At 41.6% G+C, this 24,390-nt stretch carries 29 protein-coding genes; 9 read left to right on the plus strand and 20 right to left on the minus strand.

The window, feature by feature from the left end; genetic code table 11:
• Window positions 1-3 precede the first annotated feature (3 nt).
• From J8Z25_RS15855 to J8Z25_RS15895, 9 genes are all read right to left on the minus strand, one after another.
• On the minus strand, window positions 4-489 hold the full coding sequence (locus tag J8Z25_RS15855) for a chemotaxis protein CheW (RefSeq protein ID WP_130050327.1): 486 nt from the start codon (window positions 487-489) through the stop codon (window positions 4-6).
• Window positions 486-2,567, minus strand: coding sequence for a chemotaxis protein CheA (locus tag J8Z25_RS15860; protein ID WP_250661408.1), 2,082 nt, complete (start codon window positions 2,565-2,567; stop codon window positions 486-488). Before J8Z25_RS15860 ends, J8Z25_RS15855 begins: the two co-directional genes overlap by 4 nt.
• A 15-nt stretch (window positions 2,568-2,582) precedes the next feature.
• Entirely contained in the window at window positions 2,583-2,945 is a 363-nt protein-coding gene (locus J8Z25_RS15865; protein WP_054562870.1) for a response regulator, read from the minus strand.
• 9 nt (window positions 2,946-2,954) lie between these two features.
• Entirely contained in the window at window positions 2,955-3,254 is a 300-nt protein-coding gene (locus tag J8Z25_RS15870; RefSeq protein ID WP_502508692.1) for an STAS domain-containing protein, read from the minus strand.
• Between the two features lie 142 nt (window positions 3,255-3,396).
• A complete protein-coding gene (locus tag J8Z25_RS15875; protein ID WP_233786766.1) occupies window positions 3,397-4,014 on the minus strand; it encodes an SCO family protein in 618 nt (205 codons plus the stop codon).
• Complete coding sequence (gene cyoE, locus J8Z25_RS15880; RefSeq protein WP_130050323.1) at window positions 4,011-4,919, minus strand: heme o synthase; 909 nt, start codon at window positions 4,917-4,919, stop codon at window positions 4,011-4,013. Before cyoE ends, J8Z25_RS15875 begins: the two co-directional genes overlap by 4 nt.
• 9 nt (window positions 4,920-4,928) lie before the next feature.
• Complete coding sequence (locus J8Z25_RS15885; RefSeq protein WP_130050322.1) at window positions 4,929-5,918, minus strand: COX15/CtaA family protein; 990 nt, start codon at window positions 5,916-5,918, stop codon at window positions 4,929-4,931.
• A 20-nt stretch (window positions 5,919-5,938) separates the two neighbouring features.
• Window positions 5,939-6,433, minus strand: a complete 495-nt coding sequence (locus J8Z25_RS15890) for a redox-active disulfide-containing membrane protein (RefSeq protein WP_167658432.1) — start codon at window positions 6,431-6,433, stop codon at window positions 5,939-5,941.
• Window positions 6,414-7,163, minus strand: a complete 750-nt coding sequence (locus tag J8Z25_RS15895; RefSeq protein WP_130050320.1) for an SURF1 family protein — start codon at window positions 7,161-7,163, stop codon at window positions 6,414-6,416. Before J8Z25_RS15895 ends, J8Z25_RS15890 begins: the two co-directional genes overlap by 20 nt.
• A gap of 14 nt (window positions 7,164-7,177) precedes the next feature.
• Between J8Z25_RS15895 and J8Z25_RS20865 the strand changes: the two genes are divergently transcribed.
• Entirely contained in the window at window positions 7,178-7,489 is a 312-nt protein-coding gene (locus J8Z25_RS20865) for a DUF2909 domain-containing protein (protein WP_350338347.1), read from the plus strand.
• On the opposite strand, the gene J8Z25_RS15905 is transcribed toward J8Z25_RS20865, so the two are convergent.
• The 5 genes from J8Z25_RS15905 to lexA all read right to left on the minus strand — a co-directional run bounded on the left by J8Z25_RS15905 (window position 7,389) and on the right by lexA (window position 12,624).
• Window positions 7,389-8,264, minus strand: a complete 876-nt coding sequence (locus J8Z25_RS15905) for a cytochrome c oxidase subunit 3 (protein WP_130050318.1) — start codon at window positions 8,262-8,264, stop codon at window positions 7,389-7,391. The genes J8Z25_RS20865 and J8Z25_RS15905 overlap by 101 nt on opposite strands.
• A gap of 37 nt (window positions 8,265-8,301) precedes the next feature.
• On the minus strand, window positions 8,302-8,832 hold the full coding sequence (locus J8Z25_RS15910; protein ID WP_054554454.1) for a cytochrome c oxidase assembly protein: 531 nt from the start codon (window positions 8,830-8,832) through the stop codon (window positions 8,302-8,304).
• Complete coding sequence (gene ctaD / locus J8Z25_RS15915; RefSeq protein WP_130050317.1) at window positions 8,832-10,427, minus strand: cytochrome c oxidase subunit I; 1,596 nt, start codon at window positions 10,425-10,427, stop codon at window positions 8,832-8,834. The genes J8Z25_RS15910 and ctaD overlap by 1 nt, the downstream gene beginning before the upstream one ends.
• A complete protein-coding gene (gene coxB, locus J8Z25_RS15920; protein WP_167658435.1) occupies window positions 10,427-11,569 on the minus strand; it encodes a cytochrome c oxidase subunit II in 1,143 nt (380 codons plus the stop codon). Before coxB ends, ctaD begins: the two co-directional genes overlap by 1 nt.
• Before the next feature lie 437 nt (window positions 11,570-12,006).
• Complete coding sequence (lexA, locus tag J8Z25_RS15925) at window positions 12,007-12,624, minus strand: transcriptional repressor LexA (RefSeq protein ID WP_130050315.1); 618 nt, start codon at window positions 12,622-12,624, stop codon at window positions 12,007-12,009.
• Between the two features lie 161 nt (window positions 12,625-12,785).
• On the opposite strand from lexA, the gene J8Z25_RS15930 reads away from it, so the two are divergent.
• Window positions 12,786-13,223 (plus strand): PaaI family thioesterase, encoded by a 438-nt coding sequence (locus tag J8Z25_RS15930; protein WP_239977545.1) that lies wholly within the window; start codon window positions 12,786-12,788, stop codon window positions 13,221-13,223.
• A gap of 7 nt (window positions 13,224-13,230) precedes the next feature.
• On the opposite strand, the gene J8Z25_RS15935 is transcribed toward J8Z25_RS15930, so the two are convergent.
• Window positions 13,231-13,611, minus strand: a complete 381-nt coding sequence (locus J8Z25_RS15935; RefSeq protein ID WP_130050313.1) for a hypothetical protein — start codon at window positions 13,609-13,611, stop codon at window positions 13,231-13,233.
• A 158-nt stretch (window positions 13,612-13,769) separates the two neighbouring features.
• On the opposite strand from J8Z25_RS15935, the gene J8Z25_RS15940 reads away from it, so the two are divergent.
• Window positions 13,770-14,495 carry a PepSY-associated transmembrane domain-containing protein gene (locus J8Z25_RS15940; RefSeq protein ID WP_130050312.1) on the plus strand — a complete coding sequence of 242 codons (726 nt, stop codon included), beginning with the start codon at window positions 13,770-13,772 and terminating at the stop codon, window positions 14,493-14,495.
• Here J8Z25_RS15940 and J8Z25_RS15945 read toward each other — a convergent pair.
• On the minus strand, window positions 14,470-14,823 hold the full coding sequence (locus J8Z25_RS15945; RefSeq protein ID WP_130050311.1) for a VOC family protein: 354 nt from the start codon (window positions 14,821-14,823) through the stop codon (window positions 14,470-14,472). The two genes, J8Z25_RS15940 and J8Z25_RS15945, sit on opposite strands and share 26 nt — an antisense overlap.
• Window positions 14,824-14,937: 114 nt before the next feature.
• On the opposite strand from J8Z25_RS15945, the gene J8Z25_RS15950 reads away from it, so the two are divergent.
• The 3 genes from J8Z25_RS15950 to J8Z25_RS15960 all read left to right on the plus strand — a co-directional run bounded on the left by J8Z25_RS15950 (window position 14,938) and on the right by J8Z25_RS15960 (window position 17,683).
• A complete protein-coding gene (locus tag J8Z25_RS15950) occupies window positions 14,938-15,591 on the plus strand; it encodes an endonuclease (protein ID WP_372799670.1) in 654 nt (217 codons plus the stop codon).
• Between the two features lie 99 nt (window positions 15,592-15,690).
• A complete protein-coding gene (locus J8Z25_RS15955; RefSeq protein ID WP_250661409.1) occupies window positions 15,691-17,316 on the plus strand; it encodes a S41 family peptidase in 1,626 nt (541 codons plus the stop codon).
• Window positions 17,309-17,683, plus strand: coding sequence for a hypothetical protein (locus tag J8Z25_RS15960; protein WP_130050309.1), 375 nt, complete (start codon window positions 17,309-17,311; stop codon window positions 17,681-17,683). The genes J8Z25_RS15955 and J8Z25_RS15960 overlap by 8 nt, the downstream gene beginning before the upstream one ends.
• A gap of 33 nt (window positions 17,684-17,716) precedes the next feature.
• Here the strand turns inward: J8Z25_RS15960 and hmpA are convergent, their stop codons facing one another.
• Entirely contained in the window at window positions 17,717-18,880 is a 1,164-nt protein-coding gene (gene hmpA / locus J8Z25_RS15965; protein ID WP_250661410.1) for an NO-inducible flavohemoprotein, read from the minus strand.
• Between the two features lie 20 nt (window positions 18,881-18,900).
• Window positions 18,901-20,133 carry an NnrS family protein gene (locus J8Z25_RS15970; protein WP_130050307.1) on the minus strand — a complete coding sequence of 411 codons (1,233 nt, stop codon included), beginning with the start codon at window positions 20,131-20,133 and terminating at the stop codon, window positions 18,901-18,903.
• 156 nt (window positions 20,134-20,289) lie between these two features.
• On the opposite strand from J8Z25_RS15970, the gene norR reads away from it, so the two are divergent.
• Entirely contained in the window at window positions 20,290-21,852 is a 1,563-nt protein-coding gene (gene norR / locus J8Z25_RS15975) for a nitric oxide reductase transcriptional regulator NorR (RefSeq protein WP_250661411.1), read from the plus strand.
• Here norR and J8Z25_RS15980 read toward each other — a convergent pair.
• Window positions 21,849-22,742, minus strand: coding sequence for a LysR family transcriptional regulator (locus J8Z25_RS15980; protein WP_130050305.1), 894 nt, complete (start codon window positions 22,740-22,742; stop codon window positions 21,849-21,851). The two genes, norR and J8Z25_RS15980, sit on opposite strands and share 4 nt — an antisense overlap.
• A 133-nt stretch (window positions 22,743-22,875) precedes the next feature.
• Here J8Z25_RS15980 and J8Z25_RS15985 point away from each other — a divergent pair, with 133 nt between their 5' ends.
• Complete coding sequence (locus tag J8Z25_RS15985; protein WP_130050304.1) at window positions 22,876-23,445, plus strand: NADPH-dependent FMN reductase; 570 nt, start codon at window positions 22,876-22,878, stop codon at window positions 23,443-23,445.
• Window positions 23,446-23,448: 3 nt separating this feature from the next.
• On the opposite strand, the gene J8Z25_RS15990 is transcribed toward J8Z25_RS15985, so the two are convergent.
• Window positions 23,449-23,895, minus strand: a complete 447-nt coding sequence (locus J8Z25_RS15990; protein WP_250661412.1) for a tellurite resistance TerB family protein — start codon at window positions 23,893-23,895, stop codon at window positions 23,449-23,451.
• A gap of 127 nt (window positions 23,896-24,022) precedes the next feature.
• On the opposite strand from J8Z25_RS15990, the gene J8Z25_RS15995 reads away from it, so the two are divergent.
• Window positions 24,023-24,388: a hypothetical protein gene (locus tag J8Z25_RS15995; RefSeq protein WP_130050302.1), complete on the plus strand. Its 366-nt coding sequence runs from the start codon at window positions 24,023-24,025 to the stop codon at window positions 24,386-24,388.
• Window positions 24,389-24,390 lie beyond the last annotated feature (2 nt).

The raw sequence follows: 24,390 nt of genomic DNA on the forward strand, positions 1-24,390 counted from the left end.
CAGTTAAATGTCCATTGTTTTTTGTAGGTCAAGTAATGCGACCATCTTCTCACCCACATTGACTAAACCCGCAACAAATTGCGCGTTGTCTGAGTCAGACAAATGTGGCACTGCCTTCGCTTCATGCTCTGCAATGCTATAGACATCCGAGACGGCATCAACTGCGATGCCCATAATTTTACATGTATTTTCAAGCTGTACTTTTAGAACGATTACAACGGTTAACGGCCCGTACTCTATGGCTGATATACCAAAACGAAGCCTTAAATCAATAATTGGCACTATAGTGCCGCGCAGATTAATAACCCCTTTGACGAAATCCGGTGAGTTAGGGATCACCGTAATTTCTTCCCAACTGCGAATTTCTTGCACCGTTAAAATATCTACACCGTACTCTTCTTCGGCCATAAAGAAGGTTAGGAATTGTTTTACATCTTGATCTTGTTCAAGAGTTAGCTTGTTATGCAGGTCGTCGTGTTGTGCAATCATGACGCCTCCAAATTCGCTTTTGATTCTATAATCAATTCCTGGCTCCCTGGCTTTCTAAGCCCAGATAATTTAATCAAACCACTAATATCAACAATCAAAGAAACACGACCATCGCCTAAGATTGTAGCCCCAGAAACGCCATCAACTTTTTGATAGTTTGCCTCCAAACTTTTGATTACGACTTGTTGTTGAGATAATAAGTCGTCAACTAATAAACCTACTTTTTGATTGTCGCTTTCAACAACAACCAGTAAGGTTTTATCAAGCGTTTCAATTGCCCCTTGGTGGTTAAAAATATTGTAAAGCCTTAAGATTGGAATATATTCATCACGTAAGCGCAGCACATCTAAGTCTTTACCAACCCGACTTACCTTACTGATATCGATTTGCAATGATTCGATAATCGAAATTAGCGGGATAATATAAGTATGCTCAGCAATCCGTACTAACTGCCCATCTAAGATAGCCAATGTTAGCGGTAGGCGAATTGTAAATGTCGAGCCTACGCCCGGTGCTGAAGCCACTTCCACAGAACCGCTCAACGCTTCGATATTGCGCCTTACTACATCCATACCAACGCCACGACCCGATAGGTCGCTTACTTGATCGGCTGTAGAAAACCCTGGTAAGAAAATCAGCTCGTTTACTTCGTTATCAGACAACTCATCAGTTTCTGAAATTAGGCCGTTTTTAATTGCCTTTTCACGAATTTTAGTGGTGTTAAGACCTTGGCCATCATCCATAATTTCGATAACAATATTGCCACCTTGATGAAACGCATTGAGCGTGACAGTACCAACAGGGTCTTTACCCGCAGCAACACGCTTATCAACAGTTTCTAAGCCATGGTCTAGGGAGTTTCTCACTAGGTGAACCATAGGATCAGAAAGCTTCTCCATCACGGTTTTATCTAGTTCGGTTTGCTCACCAAGTAACTTTAGCTCAACTTGTTTATCAAGCTTTTGCGAGATATCTCGCACTAAGCGAGGGAAGCGACTAAACACAAAGCTTATTGGCAACATACGAATACGCATGACGTTTTCTTGTAAGTCACGAGTATTATGTGCCAGTTGCGCTAAGCCCTCTTGTAGAGAAGCAATCGTCGCTTCAGTGATTTCTTGCTCACCCAATTGGCTTAACATCGCTTGGGTAATAACTAATTCACCCACCATGTTGATGAGTGAGTCAACTTTATCAATACCAACTCTGATTGAGGTTGATTCTGCATTGGCAGTAGTTGCTTTAACTGGCGCAGGCTTTTTGGTATCAGAAGTTGGTTTAACTGCTGCAGGCTCAGCCTCTTTCGCTGGTGCTGCATCTTCTGTAGCAGTTTCAGCTGCCGAAATATCTTCATCACCAAACAAACCACCGCATAGCGTGATGGTAATATCAGCGTCATCCTCAACCCATTCAAAAATTTCTTCTATACAGCTTTGCTCTTTGTCTGTGGTTAAGAAAAAACGCCACGATAAGAAACAATCTTCAGGGGCAAGGTTAGTGATATCAGGCACATCATCTTGAAAAGCTTGTGTTTCAAGTTCACCCAACTCCGCTAATTCACTGATCATGTACAGTGGTTCATTACCGGTTTTAAATAAATGATGGTGTGGTTTGAAATCGATTTGATAGGTATTAAAACTGTTTTCGCTGACAGCTTCTTGCGCTTGAGCAGGTTCTTTACTTGCAGCACGCATGCCGAGAATTTCTTCAAACTTAATACGAAGTTCATCAGCTTCAGTTAGGTCTGGCTGCTGCTCAGCTTGCAAAGTTCTAAGTAAAGCTCGTAAACAATCAACTGATTTTAAAAGTAAATTTACATGCTCAGCAGTAAGATCACGTGAGCCTTCACGGATTTGATCTAACAGGGTTTCGAGAACATGAGTAAAATCTGCAACGGCACTAAAACCAAAGGTTCCACTGCCTTCTTTTATCGAATGCGCAGCGCGAAAGATTGTATTTATTGTCTCTAAGTCTTCTTCGCCAGGTACTAAGTTTAATAACTCAGCCTCCATAGCATCGAGTCCTTCAAAGCTTTCTTCGAAGAATACTTCAAAAAATTGGCTTAGATCTATACTCATGCCCCGCTCCTATTATTAGCGAATCACTTTTTTCAATACCGCTAACAATTGCTCAGGATTAAATGGCTTAACAATCCAACCAGTTGCTCCAGCAGCTTTTCCTTCAGACTTTTTATCAAGCCCCGACTCTGTGGTCAGCATCAGTAAAGGTGTGAACTTATAATTAGGTAAGCTACGTAATTCACGAATAAGGGTAATACCATCCATTACCGGCATATTCACATCAGAAATAACTGCATCAAAGCCTTGTTGCTTTGCGATGTTTAATGCTTCACTGCCATCTTTTGCCTCTGTAACATCAAAGCCAGCTTTTTTAAGCGTAAAACCAACCATTTGGCGCATAGATGCAGAATCGTCTACTGCTAAAATTCTTTTCATAAAAACCTCTTAATTGGCATTCTCAAGCACAAGGTAATGACTTAAGCCCAAACTATTAATTGCCTGTAGCAAAGGTTTGCTCTCGCCAACCCAAATAATTTTGTGTTGCACAGAAAGCAAGTGCTTCTGTAATGCACATAAAAGCTGAATTGATGCTGTGTCAGCACGTGTCACTTCACTGATATCCAGACAAATATCATCATTTGCTGACAACTCTTGTAGCAAATCTTGATGGAGCGTTTCGACCTGACTAATAGCTAATTCTGTAGGGAGCTTTAACATTACTTCTTCTTTCCCTGCTTTAAACAATTCATAACAAAAGCTTAGACTGACTAAATAAAAATGCCATAATTTGAATCAAAAAATAGTAAAATTTTTTAGTAGCTTAGACATATATGTCAAAAAAGGAAGCTTTTCTTTTGCTGAAATTGACTCACCAAGCAAAGAAAATTTACTTTGCGTAATAATCTGCTATTTTTTTGAACTCATCAGTCAAAGTTGTGGCATTAATCAAGGGCACACTTCCTTGTTTAAATTCAGGCTTAAAAATGGCACGCACAGAACCATCACCATCAACCATCACCACAGAAGCACTATGATCAACGGCATACTCTTGCTGATCACTGTCGTTAATTGCGTAAATTAAGCCAAGCTCTCTAACAAAGGGGAAAAGTTGTTTGTGTGGGCCTGATACAGCAAGAAATTCAGGGTTAAAGTAATCAATGTAAGCTTTGCGTTTTTCGGTTGTATCACGCTTTGGATCAACAGCAACAAACCATACTTGCACTTTGTAACCTTGGCTTAATTGCTTTTGCACTGCAGTTAATTTCGCCAGTGTCATTGGGCAGATATCAGGACAGCTAGTGTAGCCTAAAAAGACCAAGTTCCAATGCCCCATAAATTGGCTATTATCTGCAGGTTTACCATGTTGGTCAGTTAATAAAAACGGACTAATCGGCTTTGCTGGCTCGTAAACGAGCGCTTCAACTTTAGGAGCGGTGTTATTTTTGCCACAACCGGTTACAAATAATACCGCACTGAAACATAAAAAAGCGACGATTCGTGTCATAAAACTAACCATTTATCAATAAATAAGGCGATAAAGAGTAGCATTAAATGCACAATTGAAAAACGAAATAAATCCATTGCGGTATCATCTTTTGGGGCAATTTTTAGTTTTAATGCCTTATAGATGAAGACCGCATTTAGAGCGCTTGCCCCTAGCAAATAAATTAACCCTGACATACCAATTAGATAAGGCAGTACACATACCAAAGCTAGCAAAATGCTATAACCAACAACACAGGTTTTACAAAATTCAATACCGTGAGTAACAGGCAGCATAGGAATTTTTGCACGCTCATAGTCACTTTTACGCGCAATTGCTAATGCCCAAAAGTGTGGTGGAGTCCAAGTAAATATAATCATCACTAATAACCATGGCGCAGCAGCCATATGGCCCGTTTCAGAAACCCACCCTAAAAGCGGCGGCATCGCACCAGCTAACCCCCCAATAACAATATTTTGAGGTGTCGCGCGCTTTAAAAACGAAGTGTAAATAAAGGCATAACCAACGAGTGCAAACAAAGTAAGGATTGCCGTTAATGTATTTGCCCACACCATAAGCATAACAAAACCTAGCACACCGATGGTCGCCGCAAAGCTCAAAGCATGCTGTTTGCTAAGGCGCCCTTTTGCCACAGGGCGATGACGTGTACGTGCCATTTTACTGTCGATTTCACTATCAACAACATGATTGATTACAGCAGCAGCGGCCGATAACAAACCAATACCAAGCAAACTTGCAAGCTGTACAAACACTCCACGCCCAACATCGGGAGCCAATGCCAAACCAACCCAAGCAGTTAGTACAAGCATGGCAACTACTTTAAATTTACTGATAGCTAAGTAATCTTTAAGTAACTCTGAGCTTTGGCTAAATAATGATTTTTCTGTGCTTAGTAATATTGCCATCACAGCCTCCTAGGTTCTTATTTTTAAATGGAAGCATAGTCTTACCATGCTAAGCAGTAGTAGTGCGGCCATTAGATTGTGCGCAAGCGCAACACTTAATGGGAAGTGCCAATGCACAACAGCTAGGCCTAAACAGATTTGGCACAGCAAAGCGATTAATACGGTGACTGTGCAGTGCTTAATTTTTCGAGAGTAACATCTTGAATATATGCGCCACATGATCAGTGCTAACACCACACAAGTAACCAACGCCCAAATACGATGCAGTAAGTGAATTGACATACGCGCTTGCTGCGATAACACACCATATTCATAGGTACTGTGCTCGAGCGGCAGTTGAAAAACGCTCTTCAAAGAAAACGGTTGTCCGTAGCTACAAAGCGGTAAGCCATTACAATGCGGAGCGGCATAATTTGCAGCAAGCCAGCCACCCAACGCAATTTGCAGTATTAGTACCACCAAACCCACAAGCGCTAGACGATAGTATGGCTTTGCACCGCTATCATTACTCGCTACGGGTTTCGTTTTTAAGCGTAGATACAATAAAAACACCAACGACAAAATACTAAAACCGCCAAGTAAATGTCCCATTACAACCAAAGGCTGTAAGTTCATAGTCACAGTCCACATGCCCAATGCGGCTTGGAAGATCACCAGTAGTAATAGTGCCAGTGGCAATTTAACCGGCGTATTTGGATATTGGCGTTTTAACCATGCAAAAACAAACAAAGCTAAAATTAATAGGCCAAGGGCACCAGCAAAATAGCGATGGATCATCTCTTTCCAAGCTTTTGCTGCCTCAAACATCATATCAGGGTAGTTTTGTTCAACATGTAACAGAGCAGTTTCATGTTTTGGCACAGTTAAAAACCCATAGCAACCAGGCCAGTCTGGACAGCCAAGCCCAGCATCACTCAGCCGTGTATAAGCACCAAGCCCAACAACCAAGATAGAGAAGAAAACCGTAATTAAGACTAAATATTTATAATTTTTATACATCTTTATCCCCTTAATGAGGTTTAACTTGAACGCGCGTAGTTAAGTAGTTTTTTTAAGTCTTTAAGTAAGCCTTTTTGAATAAGTCTGTTTTGTTCAGGCTCAGCCTTGTAGGGGTAATGCAAAACCACTAAGCCCATGTGATCAACCAAGTATAAATCTCCCGCTTTGAGCGCTGGACTTACCACCAATTGACGCCAGTTTGCCGATATCTGCTGTTGATTTGTCAGTACCGCTACATCCACTTTTTGCTGATTTTTACCTAAAGCGACGTATAGGTTATCTAGGCTTGCTAATTGGTTTTCACATACTTCATTGCACTCCTTTGGATAATTAAGCGCAATAGTCCATTGTTTGGGCTCACCTTGTTGCCAATCAGCTAATTTAACTTCTTCGCTTAAAAGCTCACCATGATTACTCGAACCACTTGGTAACCACTCAAGCTTCAATGCTGCATAAGCAAGTGCCAGCGGCACAAAACAGCATAAAACGAATAAACTAAGCGGGTTTATTTTCATAACCTCTCCTTCTCATCGCAAAATAAGCAATAACCACACAAGCTAAGCCAATTAATAACCACTGTACGGCATAGGCGTAATGTTTATCTGGCCCCATCACAACACTCTGATAATGCGGAGTTGCGATACCATCAGCTTCATTGCGATAACCAATAAAGCCTTGTAAGGGCATTGCTAATTGAGTACTCAAAATTGCTAAATCAATACCTTGAATTCGCTTTGGCCACCCTTGTTCTGCACCAATCTCATCGGCAAGCGTAAAACCTTGCAAGTTGCCTTGTTTCAATTGCACTGTGGCTGTAAAACGTGTTGATTCTGGCCACACAACTGTTGGCAATTGGCTCCGGTTTGTAGGGGCTTTTAGCCAACCAAAGTTAACAATTAAAGGGGCGGTTTCACCTGCAATAGTCATAGCTACAAGTAAGTCATAGCCCACTTGTCCCTGATAAATTTGATTATCAAGCAGCCAGTACTGTTGTTTATTTACCTCGCCAGAGACCTTAACTTGCAAACCCGTTTTATTTAGCTCTGTAGGTAGACTTTGCAGCGCTTGCCAGCTCAAAATTCCTTGTTCTTTCGAAACGGCCAACTGGCTTAGTTGCTGCTGTTTTTGCTCGCCTCGTTGGTATTGCCAAACGCTTAGTCGTAAACAAATAAGCACTGCTAGTATCACAACGCAAATTGCGATAATTGAGCTAAGCTTTTGTTTACGCCATAAAATTAACTGCATTTGGATTACCTAATATGATTAAAATCATTATTGTTTTGTTATTACTTTATATTCTGTTCAACCTATTTAGAGCGCTGTTTGTGATGATGTCAGCAAAAGAGCACTCGAAACCTATGTCGCATTACCTAGGTCGTCGAGTGCTGTTTTCAGGTATTGTGCTGATCCTTATCATTGCCGCGTTAAAGCTTGGATTTATACATACAAATCCGTCGCCGCTTCACAAAGCTACAGCACGTACACAAATACAAATAAGCACAACCACACCACATCAACAAAGTGCCAATACCAAGCAGCTGCTTGAAAGGCAAAATGCTTTTCACTCGTAAAGTGACCTTTAAAAATTCTTAGCAAAACCACGAATAAAATGATGGTTCCTAAAGTCACGTGCATACCATGGAAGCCTGTTAACAAGAAAAAGGTATTTCCGTACACTCCCGCATCAAGGGTTAACCCTAAATCACGATAAGCATGCATATACTCGTAAACTTGTAAGCCAAGGAAAATCACACCTAATAGCACGGTTAAAGATAAAAACACCTTAAGAGCGCCACGCTTATTGTTTTCCATAGCAACATGAGCAAAGTGAATTGTGACCGAGGAGGTAAGTAGAATAAGCGTATTGATCAGGGGGAGACCTTGCCAGCCCATAGCCTGTGTTGTCTCGCCCGATGGCGTGGTTAACAGCGGCCATACAGCTTCAAAGGTTGGCCAGAGTACTTCGTTGGTCATGGCATTATTGCCTGCACCACCAAGCCAAGGCACTGAAATCATTCGAGCGTAAAAAAGAGCGCCAAAAAATGCCATAAAAAACATGACCTCAGAGAATATAAACCAGCTCATACCTTGTCGGAATGAGCGGTCCATTTGTGCTGAGTAAAGCCCTTTATGAGACTCTTCAATAACGTTTTTAAACCAACTAAAAACCATATAAATTAATATGGCAATGCCAAGATACAATACATACTGGCCATTACTGCCTTCACCACTGACTTGCATCACAGTTAAACCAGCACCGACAGCAATTAAAAACATCGCGATGGCGCCCACTATTGGCCAAGGGCTTTGTGCTGGAACATAGTATTTTTCGTAGTTTTGATTCATTTTGTTTGCTCCCAATTAGCAATTAGCTTGGCGGCTTTTAATCGTTTTTAGCCACAACATGCCCGCTAATATCAAACACGGTATACGACAATGTCAGTTCCTCAACATCGTCGGGTAACTCAGTATCAACATAAAACAACAAGGTAAATTCCATTTCTTCACCGGCTTTCATTGGCTGCTGATCAAAGCAAAAACAGGCGATTTTATGTAAATACTTTGCCGCTTTTCCCGGTGATACCGATGGAATTGCTTGCATGACTTTGTCTTCATTACTGGTATTTTTTGCTGAGAATTTAACTTCACGCATGGCACCAGGTTGTACCGCCACGCTGTATTGCTCAGACTGCACCTTAAATGGCGCGCCGCTTTGAGCGTGAGTGGTAAAGCTGACATCAACTTGACGCTGTGTATTTATTGATTCACTCGCGCTCGCTTTTTCTAATGATGGCTTACCATTCAACCCTGTAACGTCGCAAAACACGTCGTAAAGCGGCACCATTGCAAAAGCAAATGCGAACATGAGCAAGCATGTAATCAGCAGTTTTTTTAGCAAAGGTGCATGGTTCATTACTTAATCTCCGGCGGTGTTTCAAAAGTGTGATAAGGCGCTGGAGAATCTACTTCCCACTCTAAACCTTCAGCTCCATCCCATACTTTGGCAGGCGCTTTTTCGCCACCTCTAGCACATTTAAATACCACCAACACAAACAACAGTTGTGATAAGCCAAATGCAAAACCACCAATACTGATAATGGCGTTAAAGTCAGCGAATTGCAGAGCATAGTCAGGAATACGACGCGGCATACCGGCAAGGCCAACAAAGTGCATAGGGAAGAACAGCACGTTGACACTGATTAGCGATAGCCAGAAATGCCATTTCGCCAGCGTTTCGTTGTACATGTTGCCAGTCCATTTCGGTAACCAATAATAGGCTCCCGCCATAATTGAGAACACGGCTCCTGTCACGAGCACATAATGGAAGTGTGCCACCACAAAATAGGTATCGTGATACTGGAAATCTGCCGGTGTAATGGCAAGCATCAAGCCAGAGAAACCACCTAAGGTGAATAACACAATAAAGGCGATGGCAAACATCATCGGAATTTCAAAGCTAATTGAACCGCGCCACATGGTGGCTACCCAGTTAAACACTTTAACGCCCGTTGGCACCGAAATGAGCATTGTGGCGTACATGAAAAACAACTCGCCGGCTACAGGCATGCCTGTGGTAAACATATGATGTGCCCAAACGATGAAGCTCAGCAGCGCAATGGATGAGGTTGCATACACCATAGAAGCATAGCCAAATAACTTTTTGCGTGAGAAGGTCGGCACAATAGTCGAAATAATCCCAAAGGCTGGCAAAATCATGATGTACACTTCGGGGTGACCGAAGAACCAGAAAATGTGCTGGAACATCACAGGATCACCACCACCTGCCGCATCAAAAAAGCTTGTTGCAAAGTATTTATCTGTCAGCACCATAGTGACAGCCCCAGCTAAAACAGGCATAACAGCGATCAATAAGAATGCTGTGATTAACCAAGTCCAAACAAATAGCGGAAGCTTCATCCAAGTCATACCCGGCGCTCTTAGATTGACGATAGTCACGATAACGTTAATCGCCCCCATAATTGAGCTAATACCCATGATATGTATGGCAAATACAAACAGTGCAGTGTTATCGTTACTATAAGTGGTGGAGAGTGGTGCGTAGAATGTCCAGCCAAACGCAGGACCACCACCTGGCATCAGTAACGAAGCCAACAGGATTAAAAATGCGAAAGGTAATATCCAAAAGCTCCAGTTGTTCATGCGTGGCAGTGCCATATCAGGTGCACCAATCATCATAGGCACCATCCAGTTAGCAAGCCCAGTAAATGCGGGCATAACGGCGCCAAACACCATGATCAAACCATGTACCGTGGTCATTTGGTTAAAAAAGTGCGGATCAACTAACTGTAATCCTGGCTGAAATAGTTCAGCGCGGATCACCATAGCCATCGCTCCACCAATCAAGAACATGGTAAGAGAAAAAATCAGGTATAAACTCCCGATGTCTTTATGATTGGTGGTGTAAAGCCAACGCTTAAAACCTTTAGCAGGATGATGATGGTCGTGATGCGCATGCCCAGTTGCTTGCTCATTAATAACGTTACTCATTATTTCGCCTCCGCTGCTGCATCAATCGCGGCTTGAATTTGACTCGGTTGGATCACATCGCCGGTATCATTACCCCATGCATTTCGCTTATAGGTAATAACCGCAGCAAGTTGCTTAATTGAAAGCTGCTTATCAAACGCTTGCATCGCCGTACCAGGGCGGCCATGTAACACGATATCTATGTGATCTTTTACATCACCTAATACAATGGGACTGCCTTTAAGTGCAGGAAACACGCCTGGTAAGCCCATACCAGTAGGCTGGTGACATGCAGCACAACTTGCCATATACACTTGCTCACCTAAGACCATAAGCTCTTCTTTAGGTAATGTTTGATCAAGCAAAGCAGCATCAGCGGCTGCTGCATTAGCCTTTTCTTCCTTAGCATCTGCAAGCCAATTAGCAAATTCATCTTCAGGTAAGGCTTTCACCACAACAGGCATAAAACCATGATCTTTACCGCATAGTTCTGCACATTGACCACGGTAAACACCTGGTTCGTTAATACGTGTCCACGCTTCATTGATAAATCCCGGGTTTGCGTCCTTTTTAACTGCAAAATCAGGAACCCACCACGAATGAATAACATCGTCTGAGGTCATTAAAAAGCGGACTTTTTTATTGATAGGAAGCACTAGCGGTTTATCTACCTCAAGCAAATAATGCTCCGTTTTTTCTGCCTGATTGTCTATTTGATCTTTTGGTGTAGATAGGATTGAGTAATAGGCTATATCTTCACCCATATATTCGTAATGCCACTTCCATTGCGAGCCTGTCACTTTAATTGTGATATCAGCTTTAGAGGCATCTTCCATAGCAATGAGAGTTTTTGTGGCAGGCACAGCCATGGCTATTAAGATGACAAATGGAATGGCAGTCCAAAGTATTTCAACTTTTGTACTTTCATGAAATTGGGCAGGCTTGGCCCCTTTAGATTTACGGTGGTGTATTAAAGCCCAAAACATCACCGCAAATACGATGATGCCGATTACACAACAGATAATAAATATCGTCATGTGTAACTCATAAACATTATTACTTATATCAGTCACCCCTTTTCGCATATTGTATTGACTATTTGCCAATACAATTTCTGGGAGTGCAACCAATATAAGCCACAAGGCGTAACGCAGTTTACCCATGTGACGGCTCCTTTAGATGCTATTGCAAGACGCAAAGCGAAAAGGCGATACAGCAAGGTGCCCATTCGTTTTTTTTATTGTTCAGAGCGACTACGTATCATTTTAACTCACTTATGATACTGGCCCCCTGTCTAACACCTCGCACATTTTTGTGTCTTTTTATTAATCAGGTGTTAATACATTGCTTTAACCAATTAGTTAAAAAATGACCAATAAGCAAGTTTTAGTGATAATAAATGTTTATTTTGGTGCAGAAATAACAACTATAATCAGCGCGTTATTTAATGTTGTGGTATACGAAGAATATACAAAAAGAGAGGAAAACTGCGCCATATAAGGCTTTAAATAAAGAGTAAGGATTCACAAATCCTAATTAAGTGGCAAAAACACAATGGCGCACCAAATTGAGTCAATTTAGCGCACCAAATAAGGGACAACTACATCCAGTCAGCGTTACGAATGACTCCTACAGCTAACCCTTCAATATTGAAAGATTCATGCTCAAGGTCAACCTCAATAGGTGAGAACTCTTCGTTTTCAGCGTGTAAAAGTACTTTCCGACCTGCTTTTTCTAGCCGCTTAACAGTTACATCTTCATCAACTCGAGCTACAACAACTTGCCCATTTTCAGCAACTTGCGTTCTATGTACTGCAAGCAAGTCACCGTCCATAATACCAATATCTTTCATACTCATGCCATTTACACGTAGTAAAAAGTCAGCGGCTGGTTTAAATAACGTAGGGTCAACTTGGCAATGACTTTCGACATGCTCCTGAGCCAAAATTGGCTCACCAGCTGCAACACGGCCAATCAAAGGTAAACCTAACTGCTCAGGTTCATCTTCTTCAATCAACTGAATACCACGACTCGCTCCAGGCTTCATTTTGATCATGCCTTTTTTTGCCAGTGCTTTTAGATGTTCTTCAGCGGCGTTGGCACTTTTAAAACCCAATGTTTGAGCTATTTCAGCGCGTGTTGGCGGCATGCCTGTATCTTTAATAAAGACTTTAATTAGTTCTAAGATTTGCGATTGGCGTTTAGTTAATGGGCGCATACAACTGGTTTTCCATACAGTACATTTAACTGTGAGTATATACAGTTATTTGAAAATCGCAAATTTAAATTAACTCCATCATATTGCTACAAAACTAACATTGAACCGCAATGAAAGATGCCATAAGGTATTAGCTTTAATTCGCATGTTAAGGAAACACAATGAGTATTTGGCACCATCCAATCACGCTGGAGCAATGTAAAGACTTGGAACAAGGAGTAACCGGGCAAGGCACTTTAATGAAAACGATGGGTATTGAGGTGACTGAAATTGGCGATGATTATTTAGTGGCCACCATGCCTGCAATTCCTGAACACCATAACCCTATGGGCATGGTTCATGGCGGAGCAAACGTTGTGTTAGCAGAAACAGTGGCAAGCTATGCAGCCAACTTTGTGATTGATTTCAATAAATTCTATGCTGTTGGTCAAGAGATTAATGCCAACCACATAAAAGCGTCTCGAAAAGGGACATTAACGGCAACGGCCAAACCACTTCATTTAGGTAAGCGCACCTCTGTTTGGGATATCAAAATTACCAATGCTGCTGGGGAGCTGTGCTGCGTATCAAGAATGACCGCAGCAGTCGTAGAGCGCTAAATTCAGTTTACTTTTCGACTGGATAAATAGTAATTTCAATCCCTGCGCCAATTGCTGAGATACGTAACAAGGTATCTGCATGCAGGGGTTGGTTAAAGCACTTTGGCGAGTTACCCGATTCAAACCCTAAATCAAATGTACGTTTTGAACAAGATAACCACTGCTTTAATGCATTGCGCGAGCAAGATTCAATTAATTCGCAAAGCTGGTTAATCGCTTTGTCTGGAGAGCTGATATCTGCAGTTGCTTCAATGCGTGCAAGTTGACGGTATTCATCTTGGTCATAATGTAAAACCATAGCGTTTTTCTTCAAATCAGCAACAAGCGCACTAATATCGTGCTTTGATTCAAGCTCCAGATCTACATTTAAAAATTGAATTTCCGACATACTCTCGTTTTTATCCTCTATTGATATCGACTGAAACTTTAACTCAGTTTTGTATATATACCAAATCTAGAATACAGTTAATGCGACATTTTGCCGCATTGGCAATACAGCTAAACAACCTAAAATAGCGCCCATATAACAATAATAACGGGGTGGTAATGAATAAACGCATGTTCAAATATGCTCGTAAAGGGCATAAATGGCTAGGCTATTTACTTGCTTTGCAGATCTTTTTTTGGCTATTAGGTGGGCTTGTAATGAGTTCATTGCCGCTTGAAAAAGTGCATGGAAAACATCTAGCAAATCGCAGTCTAAGTAACCCTTTCTTAGTGTCAGACTACTCTGCTTCTATCGATAAAATAACGGCACAATTTGAACAAATTGAAAGTATCAAGTACAGCCACTTTTTAGAGTCGCCAATCATAGAAGTCACGGCACCGAGCGGCTCCTTTAATTTTGATGGCAGAACAGGTGATAAAATGCCTGCGCCGAATAAAGCACAAATAATTGAAAACGCGAGAACTCACTTACTTATTAACGCAAATATCACGCAAGCACAGCTGTTAACCAAAGGACCAAGAGAAGTGGCTCACAAGGCCAATGTTTGGCAAGTGAGTTTTGATGATTGGCTGACAACAACCTTATATTTAGATAGCCAAACCGGTAAAGTCATTACAGTGCGCAGCTCCCTATGGCGCATTTTCGACTTTTTCTGGATGCTACACATCATGGATTATGATGAGCGCGAAAACTTTAATAACCCACTTCTAATTAGCTTTTCGGCCACCAGCGTACTGTTTTGTATTACGGGGATTATTTTATTGCTACAGAACATTCGTTTAAAACGTAAAAAGCCTGCTAAACGTGCTGGTCAATCAAAATAGGGTTGCCATCTGGGTCGGTGATAATAAAACTCGCGTCACCGGCTTTTTGTATTTCTAACCCTTGTTGCTGAAAATGCGCGGCTAATTGCTCAAAAGTGGCAAACTCTACCAGTGCCTCAGCATTTTGATCCCAGCCTGGGTTAAAGGTCAGCATGGTTTTATCAAACATGCCTTGAAACAAACCTATTAAATGTTCGCCGTTTTTCATAATTAACCAATGCTGCTCGATTTCGCCGGCAAATTCTTTAAAGCCAAGTTTTTCATAAAACTGCTTTGAAGCATGGATATCTTTCACATTTAAACTCACAGAAAAAGCACCTAATAACATAGTTGTAATTCCTCTAATAAACGGCCTAACAACTATAGCTGAGTTGAAAAACTTTTCCTTTTTAGAATAGTAGCTCTAAAATGGCTGCTCCTGTAGTTCACTGATGTGATGGATATGCGTTTATTTCTATATTTAACCCTTTGTTTAATTTTTACTTCCCCTGTATCCGCTAAACAATTTTCGAGCTTTTACAGTGCAAAAAAGCACTTAATTAAGAATCTACCAAGCAATAGTAAAAGCTTATATTGTGGCTGCGATATAAAGCGCCAAGGTAAAAAGCTTGTACCAGACCCTGAAGCTTGTGGTTATATTCCAAGAAACGCCATTACCCGCTCAGGAAACGAAAACGCTCGAGCAAAAAGAATAGAATGGGAGCATATAGTACCTGCGTGGGAGTTTGGTCATCAATTACAATGCTGGCAGGATGGCGGACGTAAAAACTGCATTAAGGTCAGTGAAAAATTTCGTCAAATGGAAGCCGACATAAATAACCTCGCTCCAGCTATTGGCGAGATCAATGCAGACCGTTCTAATTTTCGCTACGGAATAGTCGCAACATCTAGTGCCAGTTATGGAGCTTGCCCAGTAAAAATCGATTTTAAGCAACGTGTATTTGAGCCACCGATTTATGCAAGAAAGCAAATAGCCGATACCTACTTTTATATGCAAAAAACCTATGGCTTAAAAATATCTAACAAACAACGTAAGCTATTTGAGTCATGGCAGAAGCTCAAAGTAGCTGAAATTAGTAACCGTAAGTCTTTATAACTAAAAGCACATTCATTTACATTTGAGGCGCTACAATTTATTGCTTTCAGATACAGTAATTGCTAATTTTTAAGAAATACTATCGGAAAGGAAGCAAATATGTTTAACAATAATAAACTCGCCTTAGCAATATTTTTAGCAGTCTCAGGCGCGTCTCTATCTGGCTGCGGTGGCGGCGGTGGCTCTTCGAGCAATAACAACACAACAAACCCGCCACCAACAAGTTCAGAACCCACTTGGACCGCTGGTGTTTTTGAGCCATCAAGTGAATTTAAAGATCAATGCGCCGTACCACGAACAGGCAATGATCCTTATAACAATAATCAGCCTTACCCAGATACTGCTGGCTCTGAGTTTACCGAGAAGATGTGGTTACGTTCATGGAGTGACGAAACCTACCTTTGGTACGACGAAATAGAAGACAACAATCCTGATAATTTCAGCTCTGTCGCCGCTTATTTCGACCAGTTAAAAACATTCGAAACGACGGACTCGGGTTCTTTTAAAGATAACTTTCATTTTAGCAGACCTACTGAAGAGTATTTTAAAGAAGCTCAATCTGGGGTTGTTTCTGGTTATGGAATTAATTGGGTATTTATCAGTAATGTTCCGCCACGAGAGCTACGTGTTGCCTATTTAGAGGATGACTCACCTGCTGCAAATGCAGGGTTACAACGCGGTGATACTATTTTAATGGTTGACGACGTTAGTATTGACACTAATACCCAACAAGGCGTAGATATTTTAAATGAAGCGCTATTTAGACCTACGGCTGGTGACGCCCATAACTTTGTTGTACGCAGTAATGATGGTACTGAAAAGTCGTTTACTCTAGTAGCCGGTAATATTGCTCAAACGCCCGTTCAGAATGTTGATACCTTAACAACTGAGAACGGTACAAAAGTTGGGTATATGCAATTTAATAGCTTTATCAGCATTGCTCAACCTGAACTGATAAGTGCTGTGAATAAGTTCAAAGCTGATAATATTGATGAGTTGGTTATCGATTTTAGATATAACGGCGGCGGTTTATTAGCGCTTTCATCGCAGCTTGCATATATGGTTGCGGGTCCTGCTAATACCGATGATTTCTATTACTATCAAACGATTCAAAACGACAAACAGCCGCAAGAGGCTCCTTACCCATTTATTGACCGTGAAATAGATTACTCTACATTTCAAACAACCAATAGCCGACTTCCTGATCTCAACTTATCTAAAGTATATGTACTAAGTACAGCCGGAACTTGTTCTGCGTCAGAAGCGTTTATAAATGGTTTAAAAGGTATAGATGCAGAAGTCATACTTATTGGTGATACGACCTGCGGCAAGCCTTATGGCTTTACACCAACACATAACTGCGCAACCACGTATTATACAATCCAATTTTCAGGCGCAAACTATAAAGGCTTTGGGGAATACGCCGATGGATTTAAACCAACACCTTCCCCCCAGTTTGATGCAGACATAAAAGGCTGCGAGGTTACAGATGACTTTGATCACAAACTAGGTGATAGCGAAGAGAGCTTATTAGCAACCGCGCTTTATCACATTGAAAATAATACCTGCCCAATTGTGGTTGAGTCCTCAAGTGCTAAGCAACCAAGCTTTACATCACAAGCAATTCAAGAAACAGGGCTACCACTTACAATTAAGCAACCGCTTTACAAAAATAATATGGATTTAACCCGTCCGCTACCAGCGAAGGAAGGTAATAATGAATAAAACACTGTTATTAACCTGCACTTTACTGGCAAGCTTAGCGGGCTGTAAAAGTACCCAAGCGGAGCAACCGCAAGATGCTACGCTTGTTCGCGTAAATCCAGGTGTGATTACGGAGTTACAGCAGGCTATTCAATCCGCCAAAGGTGGTGCTATCGTCACACTAGCCGACAATGTTTTTACTAAAAGTTCAGAGCTATTGATTGATCACGGCACCAACAAAGGGCCGGATGGCCTCCCTATTATGGGCGCTCATGCAATTCCTTCTGAGAAATTTGTTTTACAAAAATCAGGTGAGCAATGCCTACTTTACTACCCTAAAAAAGAGCTACGTATTCCACTACCTAATGTAGAGTGCGAAGTAAACTAACAAAAGGCGCAGCAAAAGCTGCGCCCTTTTTCATTATAGCGCTTGGTGAGGTCCAAACACCTCATAATGAATTCGTTCACTTGCAACCCCTAAACTTAGCAGCTGCTCTTTTATCATTGCCATAAATGCGATTGGACCACATAGGTAAAAGTCAGCCTCGCTAATTGGTAAGTTATCAGCAATGTGATTTACATCCATTAAGCCCGCAAAGTCCCCTCCCTTGCCATCCTTAAACCAGGTAACACAATGTAATGAAGCGTGCGCTTGCTGTTGCTTAAATAAATACTCTTTAAAGGCAAACTGCGTTTGACTATCACAAGCATGCAAGTAATGGATTGGCTTGCTATGTTGATTGCTCAATAATGTTTCAAGCATCGCCATCATCGGGGTTTGACCAACTCCCGCTGAAATTAGCACAATAGGGGAATCAATTTCACGAAGCACAAAGTCGCCTGCGGGTGGATAAATTTCTACTTCATCACCCTCACTTAAACTGTGTAAATAATTAGACACTAAACCTTCTTTTTTCACGCTAATGCGATAATTGCGGCCATTACTTTGCTGCGATAAAGAGTATTGCCTAACTTGAGTTAAATCACTCTTCGCTGGCGTTACTTTAATCCCTAAATATTGACCCGGTAAATACGCTACAACAGGCTTTGCATCAGTAGGCGTTAATGTAAAACTACAAATTTGCGCAGATTCCATACGTTTTTCTGTAATGGTGAAAGTGCGGGTACCAAACCAGCCGCCCGTTGCCTTTTTGTTTTTTTGATATAACGCCATCTCCTCGTTGATACATACATCAGCCAATAGTGAATAGGCTTCACGCCAAGCATACTCGACCTCAGGCGTAAATTGCTCAGGCAGTAACTCTTTTAAAGTTGCAATCAAATGCCCACCAACAATGGGGTAATGTTCTGGCAAAATATGGTAACTGGTGTGTTTATGGTTAATACGCGCAAGCGTACTTTTCAATACTGCCAAATTATCAATATTTGCAGCATAGGCAGCCAAGGCATTAAACAACGCAAATTGTTGAGTACCTGATTGCTGGTGAGTCATATTAAAAATATTTTTAAGCTCTGGATTGTAGATAAACATACGATCATAAAAATACTCAGTAACTTGAGGTCCTGCTTCTGCAAGCAACGGCAAAGTACTTTTAACAATCTGGATCGTTTTTTCAGATAACATAGTTTTTCCTATTAGAGAGTTTAACCGCGGCGACCATCAACACGACGATTCACTAAGATGGGCGCACAATGAAATAAAAATAAGCTAAAGCCAACAACCCACAACAAAGCACTTAACTGCCATGTAAGATGGTGACCTAAAAAAGGAGGAAGTACCGAGCGTACAATGGCAGCGAAAGCAATTAATACGAATGCCATACTAATAAACGTAGGGACTTGCAGTGCCCTGCCAGTATGGCCATGAGATACACGCACCATCATGGCAATTATCATCAAGCCAATGGTGCCGACAGTGATCAGGTGAAGTGCGTCTTTGAATAAAATACTGGCACTATAAAAACTTAATGCAATGAGTCCTAAACCCACAGATAAAGCCCAATAAGCTAAGTGCAATGACCAAAGCAGAGGTACTTTTAAAACCCCTCTTTGCCACCACAAAACACACCTTGTGGCATGTAAACTAGCAAGCCAAGCAAAAATCCAACCAGTGCTCATCGCACTAAAAAACAGCTGACTCATAAAGAACCATGTAATGGCAAAAAATGAGCTAAACACAACTAATTTATCAAGCTTTGGCGTTCTAACTTGCTCACTCAAGTTAAGACCTCGCGCGGTAAAAAACGGTACGACTCGACCAGCTAGAACGCCAACTAGAAGAGTCATGATCAGCACGCCAGTATCAACAACACTAAGCGCAAGCGACATTTTATTAAGCACAACTAAGCTCAAAAAAATCATATTTAGCGCACAAAGCAAAGATGTGATAACGATAAATAAATAGTTGTGGTTACTTTTCGCTTGTATCAGCATGTCAGCTAGAATAATAATCCCAGCCAGCCACCATGCTAGCTGCAATATACTTACAATATAAAGGTTTAGCTGTTCGACCCCAGCAATATCAATAAAAAAACTAAGCCTTGCAGCAAGCCAGATAACACTGAGCAAACAAAGCTTAATGCCACTGACACTAGGGACGCCTGTCCATGTTTGCGCAGCGGTTAGCAAAAATCCCATAGCAACTATGCCAGCAAAGCCAAACAACATTTCATGAGCATGCCAAAGGGTTGCCGGCAATGCTAAATACCAATGCGCAACTCCCGCCAAAATTAATAACCAGTAACTCATTGCAAACACAGCTAGAACACTAGCAGCCAAGAAAAAAGGCCTAAATGCTAATGCCCATAACGGCCACTGATTGATTTGATAAAATTTAATACTACTTGGCATAGGTTCAGTTAAGTTAATGACTTTCATTAGGGCTCTCAGCGTTTAATTTCCTTAGCTATTGCACAGTTCGAGCCAAAAATAAAAACCAATTAATATCAATACATTAAAATTAAATACTTGATAAAAATGTCAAAATGACACACTATCAAAAGCATCAAAAAAACATATTCAGGTCAAATTGACATGCCACTCAAAAAATCAATTCTTGATGTTGCACTTGCCCTTACGAAAGCAAGCAGTGTTGATCACAATTTCAGCTATTTATTGAGTTGCATTAATGATTGGGTTGAATGTGATGCAGTCGCCTTATTATTAAAACAAGGCGATGTATTAAAGCCCGTAGCCCAGCAAGGACTCTCGGACGATACGTTAGGAAGGCGTTTTAAAATTATGGAGCATCCTCGCTTATTTGAAATATGCCGTGGTACTGAGCCCCTTAAATTCGCCAAAGATTGTGGTCTCCCTGATCCCTATGACGGCTTATTAGAAAGCCAGCATGGCGACTTTCCAGTTCATGCCTGCATGGGCGTGCCGCTATTTAGCACAAAAGCTAGCAGCGAACTGCTTGGCGTTTTAACCTTTGATAGCTTAGATGAACATGCCTTTGACGCTTTAACTATTAACGAGCTCAACCAATTGAAACAACTTGCAGCAGGCTATGTTGAGCATGCCCTGACCTTGCAGCACTTTAGGCAACACGCACAGCATAGCCACCAAGTTGCACAGCAGCTTAATATCGAGGCACTCACGCGAGAAGGTGTTGAAATTATTGGCAATAGCCAAGCCATGACGACTCTTAAAAATGATATCCAGCTGGTTGCTGCCTCAGAATTTAGCGTATTAATTCAAGGAGACACTGGGGTTGGTAAAGAATTGGTTGCGCGTAATATCCATTTAAACTCTAAGCGCCGTGATATGCCGTTGATCCACCTAAACTGCGCATCATTACCTGAAAATTTGGCAGAGAGTGAGTTTTTTGGTCACAGTAAAGGGGCATTTACTGGCGCACATACTGCTCGTCAGGGTAAGTTTCAACTCGCCGATGGCGGTACCTTATTTTTAGATGAAATTGGCGAACTTCCGCTCGCTATGCAAAGTAAGCTATTACGCGTTTTACAAAGCGGTGAAGTACAAACGGTGGGGGAAGACCAAAGCCGCTATGTCGATGTCAGAGTGATTGCGGCAACCAACCGAGATTTAAAGCAAGAAGTAGCTGCAGGACGCTTTCGTGCAGACCTTTATCACCGATTAAGCGTCTACCCATTGCATGTTGCACCATTAAAAGAGCGCGATAACGATGTTATTTTACTCGCGGGTTTTTTTATTGAGCAAACGTCTAAAAAGCTTGGCATTAAACAACTTAAGCTCAGTATTGATACACAATTACTACTACGCCAATATGATTGGCCTGGAAATGTGAGAGAGCTTGAACATGTCATTAGTCGTGCTGCACTCAAAGCAAAGCAACAGCAATGGCAACAAAGCATTGTCACAATCGAGCCTCAGCATTGTGATATTGATAAAACTGCGATTGCTACACCAAGCCCAGATGCTGTTAACGAACAAAAAATCACTGGCTTATCGCTCAAAGAGGCAACCGATGCTTTTAGCTATCAGCTTATCATGCAGCAACTTGAACTACACAACCTAAACTGGGCTGCCACAGCGCGCAGTTTAAGCGTTGATAGAGCCAACCTTGTGCGCCTAGCCAAACGGCTAGGCATTAGCATTAAAAAATCTGTTTAAGCTTTTAACGCTTTAAAATAGGCTTTTAAAAGTTGGCTAAATGCTTGTACTTTGGCTGTGCGATGTACCAAATGGTGTGTCACCAGCCAAAGGTCTGTTGGCCAGCTCAGCTCTTTAGGAAGTACAGGCAGCAAATCAGGGTATTGGCTCGCCACTTCATGCTGTAAACCACCGATCCCCAAGCCCCTAACAATAGCCCGCGTGGCTTCCGAGGTTTCAGATACACGTAACTTAATTTGCGCTGATTCAATATGCTGATCAACCCATGCAAAATAAGGCACTTTACCGTTATAGCCAGCCACTCCAGAAACAAAACTATGCTGCTGTAACTGCTGAATATTCTTTGGCATGCCGTACTTTTCAATATAACTTTTTGAGGCATAAAACCCCGACGAAAGCTCAGCTAAATGCTGAGCAATATAGTCGCCTTCATCAGGGCGAGGGCCTGCTCGCACAGCGATGTGCGCCTGACCATGATCAAGGCGTAAACGGTTTTGATCAAGAATAACTTCGAGCTGCACTTGTGGATGCAGATTTTGAAACTGCTCACACACATCACTCAGCACATCAATAAAACCACTGACAGTGGTTAATAATAAACTCCCTCGCAACTGACTGTCAGCAGCAATTATATCGTTGTGAAGTTTATCAAGCTCAACGTTAATCGATTTAGCTGTAGCAAATAACTTAGCGCCAATTTCTGTCACTGTATAACCACGGGCATGGCGGTGGAATAGCCGCGCATCAAGGTTGTCTTCTAAATTATTAATTCGTCTTAGAACCGTGCTGTGATGAACCCCCAGTGATTCGGCAGCAGCGGTTAACGTACCGAGCCTTGCCACCTCGTAAGCAACTTTTACATCTTGCCAATCATCAAATTGAATCGCCATAGCGGCTCCTTGTGTGCATATACGCACATAAGTTTTGCGTTTATTGGGCTTTTCTGCAAGCTGTTTTTTGCTACAGTGAACGTATCAGCAGTGAGTGTATCAACAACAGTGAAGCTTAAAAAAGGAAGCCATCATGACAGCACCAAAAATTATTGCCCTAGCAGGCAGTCTACGTAAAGACAGCTTTAATCAAAAACTGATTAATGAAGCTGCACGCTTCGCCCTCGAAAGTGGTGCAGAAGTAGAAGTGATAAAACTAAGCGATTTAAACTTGCCTTTATTTGATGAAGATATTGAAGCGCAAGGCACGCCAGCCGGCGCACAATTGTTAAAAGATAAGCTTCGCGCTGCTGACGGCATTTTATTAGCTAGTCCAGAGTATAATGGTTCAATTACAGCACCACTTAAAAACGCAATCGATTGGGCATCCCGTACAGAGCAAGGCGCGGTTCCAGCATTTCGTAATAAAATCACGGCGCTTTATGCAGCTTCGCCAGGTGGTTTAGGCGGCTTACGAGGTTTAAATCACGTACGTGATATTTTATCAGGAATTGGCAGTATCATACTTGCTGATCAATTAGCAGTTTCTGCTATCCACACAAAACTAGATGAACAAGGCCGCATCAGCGATGCTGATACAGCCGAGCAAGTTGCCAGCCTTGCCCAGCAACTTGTGAGCGTAGCGAGCAAATTAAATAAATAATTGCTAACTTAGTTTTGTCGCTGCTAGCTTAGCAGCGATAAAATCTTCGTGGGTTACATACAGTAAGCTTGCAACGCGGCGAATAACCATTTCTTCATGCTTATCTAAATTGCCATCTGCGTAGGCTAAACGCCACAACAGCTCGATGATATCAATACGCTGCTCGGCAATGCATTGGGCATTGATTTGTTTTGAAAACTGAAAATAATCTATCGCATCATCAAGGTGCTGAGACGCACTTGCAACTAACTCTTGAACCTCTTCATCGGTAAGAGAAAAGTACTTCTTTAAGGTCTCATTCAGGGTCTGTTGCTCATCATCTTGTAACTCATCATCTGCTCGCATAACCTCAATTAATAACGCAGCAACGGCGGTTTTTAGGTCATGCTCAGAAATATTAGATTGGGTATCGTTCAAAGCTGAAAACAGCTGTTTTATTTTATTGAGCATCACATTTTCCCTTTTTGGGTGTTAAACTACATGTAAGACATAACGTTACCTTAGTTTGACTATGGATGCTAATTCAGGTTCAACATCACGATGAAACAAGGTATTAATCACATGGAGTTAAGTGTTTATGAGTGAAGTGAGAAGTACACAAGCACTATTAATCAGCGCCTTTTTAATATTAGCGGGGTGCAGTTATGCGCAAGCTGCAAAAGGCGAAACAGAAAAACTCTATGATTTTGACGAGAAAGTCCATTATAACCAAACTGCATTAGCCGACGGCCGCTACCACCTCGAAATTCAGTCTGACGACTACAAGCACTTTCGCAATCAAAGCGTATTCTTACTGCGCCATGCAAACCGCTTATGTAGAGACAAACCATTTATGCTAAGAGTGACTGATGGGGTGCAGGAGTATGAACGTTTTCCAACTAAACCACGCGCCTATCAGCCACCTTTAACGGTTGTTTTACAGTGTGAAGACGAAGCTAAATAATA

Source organism: Pseudoalteromonas sp. SCSIO 43101, assembly GCF_023650775.1.
GTDB classification, from domain to species: domain Bacteria; phylum Pseudomonadota; class Gammaproteobacteria; order Enterobacterales; family Alteromonadaceae; genus Pseudoalteromonas; species Pseudoalteromonas apostichopi.

Bases quoted from the DNA above. Each gene is read 5' to 3' on its own strand.
- J8Z25_RS20865 (WP_350338347.1), top strand. From the start codon at position 7,178: ATGATTAAAATCATTATTGTTTTGTTATTACTTTATATTCTGTTCAAC.
- hmpA (WP_250661410.1), bottom strand. From the start codon at position 18,880: ATGTTATCTGAAAAAACGATCCAGATTGTTAAAAGTACTTTGCCGTTG.
- ctaD (WP_130050317.1), bottom strand. From the start codon at position 10,427: ATGAGTAACGTTATTAATGAGCAAGCAACTGGGCATGCGCATCACGAC.
- J8Z25_RS15945 (WP_130050311.1), bottom strand. From the start codon at position 14,823: ATGTTATTAGGTGCTTTTTCTGTGAGTTTAAATGTGAAAGATATCCAT.
- J8Z25_RS15990 (WP_250661412.1), bottom strand. From the start codon at position 23,895: ATGCTCAATAAAATAAAACAGCTGTTTTCAGCTTTGAACGATACCCAA.
- J8Z25_RS15985 (WP_130050304.1), top strand. From the start codon at position 22,876: ATGACAGCACCAAAAATTATTGCCCTAGCAGGCAGTCTACGTAAAGAC.
- J8Z25_RS15950 (WP_372799670.1), top strand. From the start codon at position 14,938: ATGCGTTTATTTCTATATTTAACCCTTTGTTTAATTTTTACTTCCCCT.
- J8Z25_RS15895 (WP_130050320.1), bottom strand. From the start codon at position 7,163: ATGCAGTTAATTTTATGGCGTAAACAAAAGCTTAGCTCAATTATCGCA.
- J8Z25_RS15955 (WP_250661409.1), top strand. From the start codon at position 15,691: ATGTTTAACAATAATAAACTCGCCTTAGCAATATTTTTAGCAGTCTCA.
- J8Z25_RS15855 (WP_130050327.1), bottom strand. From the start codon at position 489: ATGATTGCACAACACGACGACCTGCATAACAAGCTAACTCTTGAACAA.
- J8Z25_RS15885 (WP_130050322.1), bottom strand. From the start codon at position 5,918: ATGTATAAAAATTATAAATATTTAGTCTTAATTACGGTTTTCTTCTCT.
- coxB (WP_167658435.1), bottom strand. From the start codon at position 11,569: ATGGGTAAACTGCGTTACGCCTTGTGGCTTATATTGGTTGCACTCCCA.
- J8Z25_RS15960 (WP_130050309.1), top strand. From the start codon at position 17,309: ATGAATAAAACACTGTTATTAACCTGCACTTTACTGGCAAGCTTAGCG.
- J8Z25_RS15890 (WP_167658432.1), bottom strand. From the start codon at position 6,433: ATGAAAATAAACCCGCTTAGTTTATTCGTTTTATGCTGTTTTGTGCCG.
- lexA (WP_130050315.1), bottom strand. From the start codon at position 12,624: ATGCGCCCATTAACTAAACGCCAATCGCAAATCTTAGAACTAATTAAA.
- J8Z25_RS15970 (WP_130050307.1), bottom strand. From the start codon at position 20,133: ATGAAAGTCATTAACTTAACTGAACCTATGCCAAGTAGTATTAAATTT.
- J8Z25_RS15905 (WP_130050318.1), bottom strand. From the start codon at position 8,264: ATGAATCAAAACTACGAAAAATACTATGTTCCAGCACAAAGCCCTTGG.
- cyoE (WP_130050323.1), bottom strand. From the start codon at position 4,919: ATGGCAATATTACTAAGCACAGAAAAATCATTATTTAGCCAAAGCTCA.
- J8Z25_RS15980 (WP_130050305.1), bottom strand. From the start codon at position 22,742: ATGGCGATTCAATTTGATGATTGGCAAGATGTAAAAGTTGCTTACGAG.
- J8Z25_RS15940 (WP_130050312.1), top strand. From the start codon at position 13,770: ATGAATAAACGCATGTTCAAATATGCTCGTAAAGGGCATAAATGGCTA.
- J8Z25_RS15910 (WP_054554454.1), bottom strand. From the start codon at position 8,832: ATGAACCATGCACCTTTGCTAAAAAAACTGCTGATTACATGCTTGCTC.
- J8Z25_RS15860 (WP_250661408.1), bottom strand. From the start codon at position 2,567: ATGAGTATAGATCTAAGCCAATTTTTTGAAGTATTCTTCGAAGAAAGC.
- J8Z25_RS15995 (WP_130050302.1), top strand. From the start codon at position 24,023: ATGAGTGAAGTGAGAAGTACACAAGCACTATTAATCAGCGCCTTTTTA.
- J8Z25_RS15875 (WP_233786766.1), bottom strand. From the start codon at position 4,014: ATGACACGAATCGTCGCTTTTTTATGTTTCAGTGCGGTATTATTTGTA.
- J8Z25_RS15935 (WP_130050313.1), bottom strand. From the start codon at position 13,611: ATGTCGGAAATTCAATTTTTAAATGTAGATCTGGAGCTTGAATCAAAG.
- J8Z25_RS15930 (WP_239977545.1), top strand. From the start codon at position 12,786: ATGAGTATTTGGCACCATCCAATCACGCTGGAGCAATGTAAAGACTTG.
- norR (WP_250661411.1), top strand. From the start codon at position 20,290: ATGCCACTCAAAAAATCAATTCTTGATGTTGCACTTGCCCTTACGAAA.
- J8Z25_RS15865 (WP_054562870.1), bottom strand. From the start codon at position 2,945: ATGAAAAGAATTTTAGCAGTAGACGATTCTGCATCTATGCGCCAAATG.